The organism is Streptomyces sp. JLBT605 (assembly GCF_058215555.1).
The window spans coordinates 6887327-6900522 of the sequence record NZ_CM177087.1; the positions used below are offsets into that span (position 1 = coordinate 6887327).

Consider the following 13196-nt stretch of genomic DNA (forward strand, 5'->3'; position numbering starts at 1 on the left):
GTCGGCCCATGGCCACATTCGACGACGACATCGCCGCGCTGCACACCAAACTCCAGCAGGCGTGCCTGATCGAGTACACGACGATTCCCGCGTATCTGACGGGCTGGTGGACGATCCGCGACCGCCGGTCGCCGGCCGCCAAGCTGATCAGGGAGATCGCCACGGTGGAGATGCGGCACCTGGCGATCGTCTCCAACGTCCTCACCGCGACCGGCGGGCAGCCGGACATCCACGCCGCCGCCGAACCCGCCTTCCCCCGGTTCGTTCCCCTGCCGGGCTGGGAGCCCTACCCGATCGGACTGCTCGGCTTCGGCGACGACTTCCTGCGCATGGGGATGTACATCGAGCACCCCGAGGGCTTCTTCCGGGAGGCGCCCGTGCGGACCGAGGCCACTCCGCGGTTCCGCGAGGACGTCCACCTCCTGCTCGGCATGGGCTTCTCCAGTCTGGGCGAGTTCTACAAGGCACTGATGAAGACCATCGCGGCCTGCGTCGAGCGGCACGGCGAGAGCGCGGTGTTCCCCGCGGGCGGCCGCGTCGAGCGGCAGTACGCCTACTTCGGCCAGGACTGCATCTCCGTGGCGGGCTGGGAGGACGCCCGGCTGCTGCTGGAGGACCTGGTGTGGGAAGGCGAGGGGAACGGGGGCGGCATCCTGGACTCCAACCGCGACCTGTCGCACTTCTTCACCTTCGACCAGATCGACCGACGCACGTACTACAAGCTGACCGACAAGCCCTCGGTGCCCACCGGCAGCGCGCTTCCCTACCCCACCGAGAGCCAGGTGGTGCGGACGCTGCCCAACCCGAAGGTGGCCGACTACGCCGACTACCCGGAAGCCGTCAAGCGCGCCGACGCGTTCAACGACTTCTACGCCCGGGTCGTGGACAACCTCCACGCCGGACTCCGTGGCCGGCCGGACCGGGTGGACGTGGCCGTCGGCCAGATGCGGCAGCTGCTGGCCCTCGCCGACGACCTCATGGAGTGCGAGGTGTCCGGGCCCGGCGAGCAGAGGGTCTTCGCGTCACCGACCTTCGAGCTGCCGGAGCGCTGACCCTGCGTGCCTCGCCGGTGCGAGGAGGAGACGACCCCCGCACCGGCCGGCCGCCCTACGGCTCAGGGCTCCCGCTCGACGTACAGGAACTCCGGTCCGTAGGTCATCCGGGGGGCGGCGGGCAGCGGGATCCTCATCAGAACGCGTGCCAGGGTGCGCAGGGCGCCCATGGACTTGATCGCGCGGCCCACCAGGGCGGTGCCCTCCTCCCGCGCCGTCGTCCGCCAGGCGGCCTCCAGCGAGCGCAGCATCGAGCTGTAGTGGGCGTTGAACTCGTCGAGCACGGCTTCGACGGCGACGGTGGGAGCGTTCTCCGGGTCCTTCGCCCAGCCCCCTTCCGGCACCTCGGCCATGGGGTAGGCCCCGGGCATCGCGATGGGAGCGCCGGTGAAATCCCACCTCGGCGGCTCCACTTCCTCCGGGCTCTTCTCCAGCTTCCTGCCACGCACCGGCCACCCGGGCGGCAGGCCGACGCCTGCCGTCCGCCGGTCTCAGGTGCCCTGCGGGAGTTCCGGAACCGCGATCGTGCCCTGGGCGACGGCACACAGGGTCTCCACCCCGCCGTCGTCCACGGCCGAGATGTCGCAGCGGCACACGATCCGGGACCGGCCGGCCCGCACGACCCGCGCATGGGCCCGCAGCAGCGCGCCCCTGGCCGGTCGCAGGTAGTCGATGGTGAACCCGGCGGTGAGCAGCCCGGCGCCGACCACGGTGCCGGCGGCGAAGGTCAGCGTGTTGTCCGCCGCGTAGGCGAGTACGCCGCCGTGCACGAACCCGTTCTGCTGAAGCAGGTCGTCACGGATGTCCACCTCCAGCGTCGCCTCGCCCTCGCCGAAGGCCACCAGGCGTGCGCCGAGCAGATTGCTGAAGGGCTGGGCCGCCAGCACCTTCTGCGCGACCGCCAAGTCAGGAGTGTCCTTCACTCCACACCTCGTTTCCCAAGTCGACCGCTTCGATGGCGAGTTACGGCCACCGCCGTACGCGGACGGTACCTCGCCCGGCCCGCCGGACACCGGCCGGCCCCCGGGGAACGCTCGGCGATGCGACCCGCAGGTGTTGCGGAATGCTTCATATATCCGTATTGCGCAACTCGCAGGCGAGCAGTACAGTACAAATGTACTGTTACTTGGGTGGTCGCCCCTCGTGCCCTGAGTCACGCTCCGAGCCGTACCGGGTCAGGCCCCAGCCCGCTCCCGAAAGCAGCCCTATGTCCTCCGCCCTGCGTCGCATCACCCCTGCCGAACGCCGCGACCGCCTGGTCCGCCGGCACCTGCTGAGCCCCGCGGGCCGGGTCGCGGGCGCCGAGGGGGTGGCCGACGCCCTCATCGGTCTGCACGCCACCGACCCCGCGACCGTGTTCCTCAGCGCCGCCGCCCGCATGCACGCCGCGACACCCGAACGCGTCGAGGCGGCCCTGTACGACACCGGCGCCCTGGCCCGCATACGGTGCATGCGCCGCACCATGTTCGTCGTGCCCACCCGGCTCGCCCCCGCGATCCAGGCCGCCGCCGTCACCGACACCCACCGTCACCGGCCCAACGCCCTCACGCGACTGAACGAGGCGGCTGGCTGGAACGAAGCCCGCTACGCCGCCGTGGAAGCGGACCTCCTCGCCGCCCTCGGCGCACGCGGCGAGGCCACCGCCGCCGAACTCGCCACCGACGTCGCCGCCCTGCGCGAGCAGATCGTGACGTTTCCCGGCAAGCCGTACGAGTCCCGCCAGCGCGTCAGCGCCACCCTCCTCGGCGTCCTCGCCGCCGAAGGACGCATTCGCCGCGCCCGGCCCGCCGGCTCCTGGACCTCCGCCCAGTTCCGCTGGACCCTCGCCGAGCCGATGCCGCAGATGCCCGTCGAGGAGGCCCGGGCTCTGCTCGCCCGCCACTACCTCGCCGCGTTCGGACCGGTCACCGTCGACGACCTCAAGTGGTGGACCGGCTGGACCGTGACACAGACCCGCAAGGCGATCAGCGCGACCGGAGCCGAAGCCGTCGAAGTCGACGCGGGCACCGGCTACCTCCTCCCCGAGGACACCGAACCGCCCACCGCTCCCGGACCCTCGGCGGTCCTGCTGCCCGGTCTCGACCCCACCGCCATGGGCTGGCGGCACCGCGACTGGTACCTCGACCCCGAACACACCCGGGCCCTCTTCGACCGCAACGGCAACATCGGCCCCACCATCTGGTGGAACGGCCGCATCATCGGGGCCTGGGCCCAGCACACGCACGGCCACCTCAACCACCACCTCCTCACCGACCCCGGCCGCGAAGCCCGCAACGCCATCGACGACGAGATCACGCGCCTGACCGCCTTCCTCGGCCCCACTCGCATCACCCCCTGCTACCGCACCCCCCTGGAACGCCGACTCGCCACACCGGAAGCCGCCTAGCTTGCGACGTCCGGCTGCCGGGCGCCCGCCGCACGGCAGATGAGCTCGTCCCACCGTTCACGCGGTGGCGCGCAGGGTGCGGTGGGCGGCGGCGCGCAGGTGGTCGAGGACGTCGGGTTCGGCGTCGAGGGTGTAGTCGGCGTCGAGGGCGGCGAGGGTCCGGGCGATGCGGTGCGGACGGTCACCGAGAGACGGTCGGCCAGGTCGGCGCCGGACCACTCCCGGCGGGTCTGCAGCAGGGACAGCAGCCGCAGCATGCGGGCGGTCATATCGCTCGTCATGGATTCCATGGTGCCGCGTTCAAAGGACACGTCCTGTCCTGAAATGCCTCTACGGTGGACCTGTCCACAACGGAGCAAAACGGGAGGTTTCCCATGAAAATCGCTGTTCTCGGTACCGGCGGCGGTGCCCGCGCCCACATCGCCCGGCTCGCCGCACTCGGTCACGAGGTCCACGTCGGCACCCGCGACCCGCAGGCCACCCTGGCCCGCACCGAGCCCGACATGATGGGCACCCCGCCGTTCAGGGAGTTCCTCGCCGAGCACCCCGGCGTCGAGCTGCACACCTTCGGCGACGCCGCGGCCGCCTCCGACAGCCTGGTGATCAACGGCATCGACGGAGGCAACGCGGTGGCCGCCCTGTCCGCCATCGCCGACGAGCTCGCCGGCAAGACGCTGATCGACTACGCGGTGCCTTACCACTACAACCCCGACATCGAGCACCCCTGGCCCACCCCGTGGGGCGTGATGCCCACCTTCGCCGTCTGCGACAGCGACAGCCTCGGCGAGCAGATCCAGCGCGCCCTGCCGCGTACCAGGGTCGTCAAGGCGTTCGTCACGCAGGAGCAGGCCACCGTGGTCAACCCCGAGGCCGTCGGCGGCGGCGATCACACCATGTTCGTCGCCGGTGAGGACGCCGACGCCAAGCAGCAGGCCACCGACCTGCTCAAGTCCTACGGCTGGACCGACATCCTCGACGTCGGTGGCATCGTCGCCGCCCGCGGCATGGAGATGTACGCCCACATGCACAGCGTCATCGGCTTCGCCCTCGGATTCGGCACCCACTTCGGCATCAAGGTCGTCCGCTGACCCCTCCTGTGGAACAGGTACCTCGCGCCGTTGACGTGGAAGGCGCAGGCGGACACCTCTCCTCCCACCAGGGCCCCGCCATCGCGCCGTGACGCCGGGCCGGTGCGATCACCACATCACCTGCCCCGTTGCCATGGAGCCGGTCGCTCGTTGGGCTGAACGAGTGAATCTGGCGGCAGGGGAGGCAGAGAAGGTGGCACAGGCGGCGGTCGGATGGGGAAGGGCGGTGAGCGCCGTGGCGATGGTGGGACTGGTGGCGGTCCCCGCCGCGGCATCGGCGGACACGGATCCGACGTCTGGCGGGCCCGACAAGCCGTACTGGATGCGCGCGGACGGCCGCTTCGCGCCGCCGACCGCCTTCATTCCGTCCAGCGCGGTGACGTACGACATGACGGGGGTGCCCGCGGCAGCCTCAATCACGGTCAGCGAGTTCTCAGACGCCGAGGGCACGGCTGTCGCACTGAGTGTCAGTGGTTTCCCGGCGAACCGCGCGTATGGCGCGCATGTGCACACCGAGCCGTGCGGCTACCGGCCGGCGGATTCGGGACCGCATTACCAGGATCGTCAAGACCCGCACCAACCCTCCACCGACCCGGCATACGCGAACCCCGACAACGAGGTCTGGCTGGACTTCACCACGGACCCCCTGGGCCACGGCTCCTCGGCGTCGCTGACCAACTGGCGGTTCCGGTCCGGGGAGGCACGCTCCGTAGTGATCCACGAGGGAAAGGCCGTGACCGGACCTCACCACGCGGGCAGTGCGGGCGCGCGGCTGGCCTGCTTCACCGTGCCCTTCGGTCGCACGGACTGAAGCGTGATGTTCGACCTCAGCCCAGGGTCGAGGTCGGCGGACCAGCCGGGGCGTCGGCCCCTTCATATGCTGCCAGGGCCACCTGGCGGGCTTCGAACAGCTCGTCGAGGTCCTCGGGGCCCAGGTGGTCCTGCGTCAGCTTCACGGTTGCCTTGGCTTCGAGGGCGGCCCACGCCTGCCGGGAGCGCTTGTTGCCCAGGCGCCGGTGGTCGCTCCGCAGGAAGGCCGCGCCCGCCGCGAACCCCGCGGCTGCCAGGGCCACCAATGCCGCGGGGACACGCGCGTTGGCCGAAGCCAGTCCCGCGGCTCCGGAGGCGCCCGCCAGCAAAGCCGCGGGGAAACCCAGAATGATGTCGACCTTGACCCAGAAACCGGCCCTTTGGTGAGCGAGGTTCTTCTGCCGCGCCCCCTCCTCGCGTAACCGCTCGATCTCGGCACGCAGCGCACGCGAGCGGTCGTCAGGCGAGGGCGGCAGGGGGCCGACCGTGGTGGTTGCCATGCCCGATTTCAACACGGCCACGACAGGCGGGAGTTGGTCCGGGCCGACAGCGTTGCGGGGTGTCGGTGGTGGACTCCCGCCAATCGCCCGGACAACGCACCGGGCGACGCGCAGGACGCGGAAGCGGGGGCGCACGTGCCTGCGGGGACGCCCGCGCCCGACCGCTCACCGAAAGCGCGGCCGGGCGCGGGTTCGTCCGGCTGGGGAGCCGTGGTCAGTTCTGTCCTGGTGGCGCCGAGTTCCCCCACTGGACGGCCGACGCGATCGACGATCCCGCGGGCACCGTCCCCGGGGTATCGGCCTGATCGGAGACAGGGGCGACGGGCAGCAGCCTGCCCGGTGTTTCCACGATCGGCAGGAGGGACGCTGTCGTCGGACCATCGGGCAAGGGGGCGGGGGCTGGGCTGCTGGCCTGCGCGGGAGCTGCGACGAGGACGATGCCGGAGGAAGCCAGCGCGGCCGCCAGGAGTTTGGTGTTCATGCTCGGCGCAACGAGCGACTGCCTGATCGGAAACCGTCACGCTCCGAATCCTCCCCGTGTGGCCACGTCTCCGGCCGGTTCCGCACGTCTCCTGGATGACCATCGCGGACGGCACTCGCGCCGAAAGTCGGCACGGCGGCGACGTAGGTCTACGCGTGCGAGCCCTTCGGCCGACAGCGTCGCCGACCGCACCGCGTACAGGCTGGCCGTATGACATCAGCACCGATCGCCCGCCGGGCCCTGCTCGCGGGCGCCGCGGCCCTGGCCACCGCCTGTGCCACCGACAACGCACGTGCCCGTACGACGTCCACCGCCGCGGCGACGCCCTCGCCGTCCGCCGGATCCCTCGCCTTCAAGGGCGTCAACTTCGATACGGACCGCGACGTCTGGCGCACGGCGTATGTCCGGCGGGAGATCGCGGCGATCAAGAAGCAGCTGCACTGCAACGCGATCCTGCTGCTCGGCCACGACCTCGACCGGCTGACGGAGGCAGCGTCGATCGCGGCCGCGCAGGGCCTGTTCGTCTGGTTCGAGCCGCGGCAGTTCGACAAGGACGCGGAGCAGACCCTGGCCTTCCTCGGCTCGGTGGCGCGCGCTGCCGAGCGACTGCGCGCCCGGCACCCCGGCGTGGGCATCGCGGTCGGCACCGAGCTGACCATCTTCATGTCCGGCCTGGTACCGGGCAAGGACTACATCGAGCGCGGCCAGGCACTGGGGCGCCCCGAGTCGGCCGGCTACCAGGAGCGGCTGAACGCCTTCCTGGACCGGGCGCTGAAGACCATACGGCCGCTGTTCCAGGGGCGCGTCACGTACAGCTCCGGGGAGTGGGAGCAGGTCGACTGGCGCGGCTTCGACGTCCTGGGGGTCAACCTCTACCGGAGCGCGGAGAACAAGGCCGGATACGCCAGGAGGCTGCGCGCCCTGCGCCGGCACGGCAAGCCCGTCGTCATCACCGAGTTCGGCTGCTGCACCTTCACCGGGGCCAAGGAGCAGGGTGGGATGGGCTTCACCGTGGTCGACTGGGAGCGGGAACCGCCCGTGGTCAAGGACGGCTACGTGCGCGACGAACGAGAACAGGCCGAGGAGATCGGCGCGTTGCTGGACCTCTACGCGGCCGAGCGGGTGCACGGCGCGTTCGTCTACAACTTCATCGCGCCCGACTCGCCCTACTCCCCGCAGCGCCGCCACGACCTGGACATCGCCAGCTTCGCTCTGGCCAAGACCTTCCCCACCGGGACGCGGCGCGGCTACGCGGAGACCGGGCAGTGGGAGCCCAAGCACTCCTTCCACGCGGTGGCCCGCCGGTTCGGGTGACACGTACCGACACCGGTGCCACGCGCCGCCACTGGTGCCACGTGCCGCCACCGGTGCCACGGGAGCCGGCGCTCCCGTCGTTGCGGTTCAGCCGGTGAGGTCGGCGCGCAACCCCTGGCTCGACGGCAGCATCGCCACCGCCACCAGCGTGAGCAGTCCGATGTACGCCCAGGCGTGGGTGCGGTCCGGGATCCGCGGCGGGCGCCGCCGGAGCACCGCGATCACCGGAAGGGCCCCGAGGAGCAGCGCCGCGGCGGCCCGGGCATCGACCAGGCCCACCAGGTGCAGGTGCGCGTCCGCGGCGGCCGGGAGCGCGGAGCCGCCCAGGGAGACCGCGGTGGCCGGGATCGTGATGGCGAGGGTGAGGGGGCTGGCCAGCGCGGTCGCGACGTGCATCGTGTGCCCGGCCCGCCGCATCGCGGGGACGGTCATCACGCTGCCCCCCACGCCGAGGAATGCGGCGATCGCGCCGATCGGCGCGCCGAAGAAGGCGGGCAGCGCTCGCGGTGCGTCGCAGGCCGCCTCGCCCGGTGCGCGCGAGCGGAGGAAGCCGGGCCGCAGGAGGAGGTCGGCGACGGTGAGAGCGAGGTATCCGACGAACGCCCAACGGGCCAGGGCGGGCGGGGCGACACGCGTGGCGAGTGCGCCGGCCGAGGCGCCGGCCGCCAGCAGGAGGAGCAGCGTGCCGCTGCCACGGAGGGCGGCGAGCACCCGCCGCGGCGTGACGGCCGTCGCGAACCCCGCGTTCACCACCATCACCAGGGCCGAGGTGGCCGTCGCCACGCGTATCGCGTCCGCGCCGAGCGCGGCGTCCGCCCACACCACGACCGGGACCGCGACGAACCCGCCGCCGAACCCGAACAACACCGTCGTCGCCCCGGTGAGGACCCCGATCCCGATCAACGCCACAACATCCATGCGCCCCACCCCACCACCCGCACCGGCCTTCCCGCATGCGAAGCTCGGCACGATTCCTTCGATTCTCGGCCGGTACGGTGGCCGGGTGAAGAACGTCTCGCTGGCCGACATCGACCACATCGAGCGGGCCGTCCTGCCGCTCGGCACCGACTACCCGCCCGGCCACGTCCTGGACTGGCACGAGCACCGGCGCGCGCAGTTCCTCTACGGCGCCACCGGGGTCATGGTCGTCGACACCGCCGAGGGCACCTGGACCGTTCCGCCCGAGCGCGCCGTCCTGATCCCGCCCGCCATCCGGCACCGGGTGCGCATGCTGGGCGTGAGCACCCGGAGCCTGTACATCGAACCGGCCGCCGTCCCCTGGTGGCCCGCCGTCTGCATGGTCGTGGACGTACCGCCACTCCTGCGCGAACTGCTGCTGGCCGCTGTCGAGTTCGACACCGACTACAGCCTGTCCGGGCGAGAGGGGCATATCGCCTCGCTCATCCTGCACGAGATCGCCGCGCGCGCCCCGCTCCCCTTCCACGTCGAAATCCCCGCCGACGCCGCCCTCGCGACGCTCTGCCGCGCGTATCTCGCCGACCCGGACGCGGGGGTCACCAACGCCGCTTGGGCCGCGAAGATGTCCATGAGCGAACGGGCCTTCACCCGGCGCTTCCGCTCGCAGGTCGGCGACAGCCCCGCCCTCTGGCGGGCCCGCGCCCGGCTCCTCGCGGCCGTCCCGCTGCTCCGCGGCGCGTCGGTCAGTGAGGTCGCCGGCCGCCTCGGCTATGCCTCTCCCGCCGCGTTCACGGCCGCCTTCACCCGCGCCTTCGGCATGCCGCCGTCCCGCTTCACCGCGGGTCGTGCCGGCGGCGGGCCCAGCCGCCCCTGACCCCGGTCTCCGCCGCGAGCACCAGGGGGGTGTCCTTCAGCCCGAAGGCGTCGAGGGCGACACGTGGTCGTCGGAGGCGGCGAGCGCCTGGTAGAGCGGATCGGTGTCGAGAAGTTCCTGGTGTGTGCCCACCGCGCGGATACGGCCGTCCTCCAGCACGATGACCCGGTCCGCGTGAACGGCGAGGGAAAGCCGCTGGGTGACCGCGATGACCGTGCGCGTCCTGGCGTTCTCGACGATGGTCCGCAACAGCACCCGTTCGCTCCGGCCGTCCAGTTGTGAGGTCGCCTCGTCCAGAAGCAGCACTTCGGCCTGGCGCAGCAGGGCCCGGGCCACCGCGAGGCGCTGCCGCTGCCCGCCGGACATGGTCACGCCGCGCTCGCCCACCGGAGTGTCCAGGCCCTGGGGGAGCGAGCCGATCCAGTCGTCCAGCCCGACCGCGCTCAGCACGTCCGCGACCTCGGCGTCACCGGCACCGGAAGCCCCGTAGAGGACGGCCTGGCGCAGGGTCGAGCCCAGCAGCGGCGACTCCTGCTCCACATAGGCGAGCCTTCGGCGCAGGTCGCCCCTGTGGAAGTGCCGTATGTCCAGGCCGTCGAACCGGATACGGCCGCGGTCCGCGTCGACGAACCGCTCGATCAGGCTCAGCACCGTGGTCTTGCCCGCACCCGACGGGCCCGCCAGGACGGTCAGACCGCGGCCGAGATCCAGCGACAGCCCCTTGATCACGTCCGTCCCGTCATAGCCGAACCACACGTCCTCCAGGACGACGTTTCCCCTCTCCCGCTCATCGCGCGGGCCTCCGCCCGGCGTGTCCGCGGTGCGGGCACCCTCGCCCTCCTCGAGGGCGCACTCCACCGGCAGCTTCCTGATCTGCTCGATCCGCTGGACGGCGGCGAGGCCCGACGAGACAGAGGGGGCCGCCTCAGTCAACGTCTCCACCGGCTCGCGCAGATACATGGTGTACAGCAGGAACGCCACCAGACCGCTCAGCGTGAGCTGGTCGGAGGAGACTCGGAACGAGCCGATACCCAAGGCCACCAGGAAGGAGACTTCCACCGCCCCGAGGCCGACCGCATCCACGACGGCGGCCCACTTGGCGGTCCGCACGCCGGAGCGGTAGGCGGCGGCAGCCTCCCTGTTGATCCGCCGTCGCTCGTCCGGCTGGGTGGCGGAGGCCTTCACCGTTCGGAAGGCGATCAGGACGCGTTGCAGCGCGGTGAGCATGCGGCCGACCCGGCTCTGGGTGGCCTCGGCGGCTTCGAAATGGCGTCCGATCGCCCACCACTCGACCATCGTGGCGCCCGCCAGCAGCGCGACCAGCACCAGGGTGAGGAGGCCGTCGATGGTGGCCATCAAGACCAGCGCGGCCAGCAGAGCCAAGGGCGCGACGGCGCCGCGCACCAGCGCCTCGGTCAGGGTCTGCTGCAAGAGGGTGGTGTCGCTGCCGACCCGGGACAGCAGGTCACCGCTGGGCAGTCTCTCGACCTCCGTGACCTGGCCGTCCAGGATCCGGTCCGTCGTCTCCCGCCGGATCCTGAGCACCAGTCGCTGTCCGAGGCGGCCCAGGAGGAACACGGTGACAGCGGCCATCGCCACGCCGACGACGGCGATCCCGCCCAGCGTGAGCACTGGCGTGATGAGGGCGCCATCGTCCTGCAGCGCGTCCAGTACCCAGATGACCACCAGTGGCTCTGCCAGCACGGCGGCGTTGGACAGCAGTTCCAGGGCGACCAGACCCGCGAGCGCGGCACGGAAGCCGTGTGTGTGGCGCCACAGCGCCAGGAGCGGGTTCTCGTTCCCGTCTGCGGCGCCCTTCGGCTCGTCTGCCACGCCCGAAACGGTCAAGTTCCTCTCCTCGAACCCTTCGAACTCTTTGAATCCCTCGAACCTCTTGAGTCCTTGAACGCGCAAGAGATACGCCGGTGGTCAGATCAACTGGAACCTGTAGGAGAACCGGTTGAGGTGCATCACCATGCACGACAGAAGAGCGCCGCCCTTGAGGTACTCGCTGAGATTGATCAGTTGAATCTCGAAGGCGAACTTGCGGGCGATGTCCTCCAGCGTCCGGTTCTTCAGGACCTCGGACTCGTAGTCCTTGTCGCTGACCGGAAGTTCATGCAGGTGCGAGGCGTTGACGATGACGTTGTGCAGCCGGACGCAGTTGCAGGCCCCGGCATAGGCGGCGTCCACCGGCACGTCGACGATCTCGGTGTGCCGCTCCAGCTCGCGCATCTCTTCGCGGGTGTAGAACTCGGTGCTCACCAAGGTCTGCTCGCTGGTGAGCGGGAAGACGGTGCAGTCGAGGTGGTACAGGTACGGGTCGGTCAGCGGCAGCTTGACGATCTTCATGTCAAAGGTGCGCTCGAGCCAGTCGTATGTCTCTCGCTCCGACCGCAGCCCGTACCCGCCCACGTACACGTTGTCGTGCAGATGCTTCAGCTCGGCCTCCCCCTCGAATCTCGTGTCCGGCACATAGGTCCGGTATCCCATCGACCGGAAGAACTGGACTCCCACTTCCGTCTCGCCGCGCCGGGGTTCGCTGGTGAAATTGGACAGCACCACCGTGTCGCCCCCGGGGACGTGCTCGAGGACGATGCCCAGATTGGAGGTGAAGACCAGGTCCTGGAGGCCGTAGGTGCGGGGTGTCGGCAGCAGATAGACAAGTGCCTCACCGGCGAGGTAGCTGTAGAGCGTGAAGAACTGGGCGAAGGCTCGCAAATGGTTGGGCGCCCGCTCGGCTTCCGGCAGCTCCTCCATCCACACGTTGTTGGCGACCTCTGTGGAATAGGAGAACGGCGCGTTCATCAGAAAGGCCGGCTGGTCGAGGAGCGTGGGATTTCGGGGAGGTGTTTCCGGCCGCTCGAAGCCGAATTCATCGGATGTCATAGATGACTCCTCCATGGCTCCTCCACCTTACGGTCCGATGCGGTCGCCCGGGCTGCCGCGCCCGATCTTCACCAATGGATCGAGACCTGCCTCCACGTGACAGCCAGTGGGAACGACAGGGGTGAATTCCCATTCCCCGGACAGCGGGATGATGAGGTCGACCTGCGATCCGAAGCGAATCTGGGAAAAGCGCTGCCCCTGCGTGAACGGGCGGTTCTGCTCCAGTCCGAACGGCGTGATCGAGTCGACGTCGTAATCGGCGACCTGGAGCACGTAGTAGGACCTGCCCAGGGTGGGGGCGTCGATCCGGTTGACCACCCGTTGGTTGTGGTGGAGGTAGCCCGCCTTCCGGGTGTCGACCCGCAGGGCGTCCAGAATCATCCGCTCCGTCGGCAGCATGGGGTGGTTGAACGTGTGGATGGGGCTCACCGCGCGGTACGAGAGCCGGCCGGAGAACGGGATCCTGTTCACGTGGACGTCGAAAAACGTCATGAATATCCCGACGACCAGGCTGTATTTATCGTAAGAGGTATCCCGCAGCGCATGGCGCAGGGTGTATGCCTTGCCCTTGATGTCCAGCAGGTCGGCATCCGGCTTGACTGCCTTCTGGTACAGGACGATTCCATCGGCCGGCGAGAAGAAGTATGTGTCGTCGATGAAGGCCGCACGGACCGGATCCCGGAAGAAATAATTCTCGGACAGCCAGGGGAGTGGTCTGTCCCGCAACGGTAGAACGTCTGAGTCCATCCAAGCTTCGAGCGTTTTCACGATAATCCCTGCCGTGAGGTGAGCACCACGACACGACCGGTGATGGGCAGGGCCGCGGTGAACGATCTCATGGTCTGGATGTCCGGCACGTCGGCCATGGCTGTCCGTCAGGTACC

General features: G+C 70.2%; 14 protein-coding genes and 1 pseudogene. 6 read left to right on the forward strand and 9 right to left on the reverse strand.

Annotated elements, in window-relative coordinates:
- The first annotated feature begins 8 nt into the window (after positions 1-8).
- Positions 9-1052: a ferritin-like domain-containing protein gene (locus AC4BDD_RS29970; protein ID WP_490688614.1), complete on the forward strand. Its 1044-nt coding sequence runs from the start codon at positions 9-11 to the stop codon at positions 1050-1052.
- Between the two features lie 62 nt (positions 1053-1114).
- Here the strand turns inward: AC4BDD_RS29970 and AC4BDD_RS29975 are convergent, their stop codons facing one another.
- On the reverse strand, positions 1115-1501 hold the full coding sequence (locus tag AC4BDD_RS29975; protein ID WP_490688615.1) for a hypothetical protein: 387 nt from the start codon (positions 1499-1501) through the stop codon (positions 1115-1117).
- A 42-nt stretch (positions 1502-1543) separates the two neighbouring features.
- Positions 1544-1975, reverse strand: coding sequence for a PaaI family thioesterase (locus AC4BDD_RS29980; RefSeq protein ID WP_490688616.1), 432 nt, complete (start codon positions 1973-1975; stop codon positions 1544-1546).
- 284 nt (positions 1976-2259) lie between these two features.
- On the opposite strand from AC4BDD_RS29980, the gene AC4BDD_RS29985 reads away from it, so the two are divergent.
- Positions 2260-3438, forward strand: coding sequence for a winged helix DNA-binding domain-containing protein (locus AC4BDD_RS29985; RefSeq protein WP_490688617.1), 1179 nt, complete (start codon positions 2260-2262; stop codon positions 3436-3438).
- Between the two features lie 57 nt (positions 3439-3495).
- On the opposite strand, the gene AC4BDD_RS29990 is transcribed toward AC4BDD_RS29985, so the two are convergent.
- Together AC4BDD_RS29990 and AC4BDD_RS29995 are read right to left on the reverse strand one after the other, a co-directional pair.
- Positions 3496-3657: a hypothetical protein gene (locus tag AC4BDD_RS29990; RefSeq protein ID WP_490692006.1), complete on the reverse strand. Its 162-nt coding sequence runs from the start codon at positions 3655-3657 to the stop codon at positions 3496-3498.
- A pseudogene (locus AC4BDD_RS29995) lies at positions 3609-3719 on the reverse strand (HTH domain-containing protein); the annotation flags it as partial. The pseudogene AC4BDD_RS29995 and the gene AC4BDD_RS29990, both read right to left, overlap by 49 nt.
- A 93-nt stretch (positions 3720-3812) precedes the next feature.
- On the opposite strand from AC4BDD_RS29995, the gene AC4BDD_RS30000 reads away from it, so the two are divergent.
- Both AC4BDD_RS30000 and AC4BDD_RS30005 read left to right on the forward strand, forming a co-directional pair.
- Positions 3813-4526 (forward strand): NADPH-dependent F420 reductase, encoded by a 714-nt coding sequence (locus tag AC4BDD_RS30000; RefSeq protein ID WP_490688618.1) that lies wholly within the window; start codon positions 3813-3815, stop codon positions 4524-4526.
- 133 nt (positions 4527-4659) lie between these two features.
- Positions 4660-5337, forward strand: coding sequence for a superoxide dismutase family protein (locus AC4BDD_RS30005; protein WP_490688619.1), 678 nt, complete (start codon positions 4660-4662; stop codon positions 5335-5337).
- Between the two features lie 16 nt (positions 5338-5353).
- On the opposite strand, the gene AC4BDD_RS30010 is transcribed toward AC4BDD_RS30005, so the two are convergent.
- On the reverse strand, positions 5354-5836 hold the full coding sequence (locus AC4BDD_RS30010) for a hypothetical protein (protein ID WP_490688620.1): 483 nt from the start codon (positions 5834-5836) through the stop codon (positions 5354-5356).
- A gap of 691 nt (positions 5837-6527) precedes the next feature.
- Between AC4BDD_RS30010 and AC4BDD_RS30015 the strand changes: the two genes are divergently transcribed.
- Positions 6528-7631: a glycoside hydrolase family 113 protein gene (locus AC4BDD_RS30015; protein ID WP_490688621.1), complete on the forward strand. Its 1104-nt coding sequence runs from the start codon at positions 6528-6530 to the stop codon at positions 7629-7631.
- 87 nt (positions 7632-7718) lie between these two features.
- On the opposite strand, the gene AC4BDD_RS30020 is transcribed toward AC4BDD_RS30015, so the two are convergent.
- Positions 7719-8549: a TSUP family transporter gene (locus AC4BDD_RS30020; RefSeq protein WP_490688622.1), complete on the reverse strand. Its 831-nt coding sequence runs from the start codon at positions 8547-8549 to the stop codon at positions 7719-7721.
- A gap of 85 nt (positions 8550-8634) precedes the next feature.
- Here AC4BDD_RS30020 and AC4BDD_RS30025 point away from each other — a divergent pair, with 85 nt between their 5' ends.
- Positions 8635-9423 carry an AraC family transcriptional regulator gene (locus AC4BDD_RS30025; protein WP_490688623.1) on the forward strand — a complete coding sequence of 263 codons (789 nt, stop codon included), beginning with the start codon at positions 8635-8637 and terminating at the stop codon, positions 9421-9423.
- A 36-nt stretch (positions 9424-9459) separates the two neighbouring features.
- Here the strand turns inward: AC4BDD_RS30025 and AC4BDD_RS30030 are convergent, their stop codons facing one another.
- From AC4BDD_RS30030 to AC4BDD_RS30040, 3 genes are all read right to left on the reverse strand, one after another.
- Positions 9460-11256, reverse strand: coding sequence for an ABC transporter ATP-binding protein (locus AC4BDD_RS30030; RefSeq protein WP_490688624.1), 1797 nt, complete (start codon positions 11254-11256; stop codon positions 9460-9462).
- A 96-nt stretch (positions 11257-11352) separates the two neighbouring features.
- Positions 11353-12312 (reverse strand): dimethylarginine dimethylaminohydrolase family protein, encoded by a 960-nt coding sequence (locus AC4BDD_RS30035; protein WP_490688625.1) that lies wholly within the window; start codon positions 12310-12312, stop codon positions 11353-11355.
- 27 nt (positions 12313-12339) lie between these two features.
- On the reverse strand, positions 12340-13080 hold the full coding sequence (locus tag AC4BDD_RS30040; RefSeq protein WP_490688626.1) for a phosphatidylserine decarboxylase: 741 nt from the start codon (positions 13078-13080) through the stop codon (positions 12340-12342).
- Positions 13081-13196 lie beyond the last annotated feature (116 nt).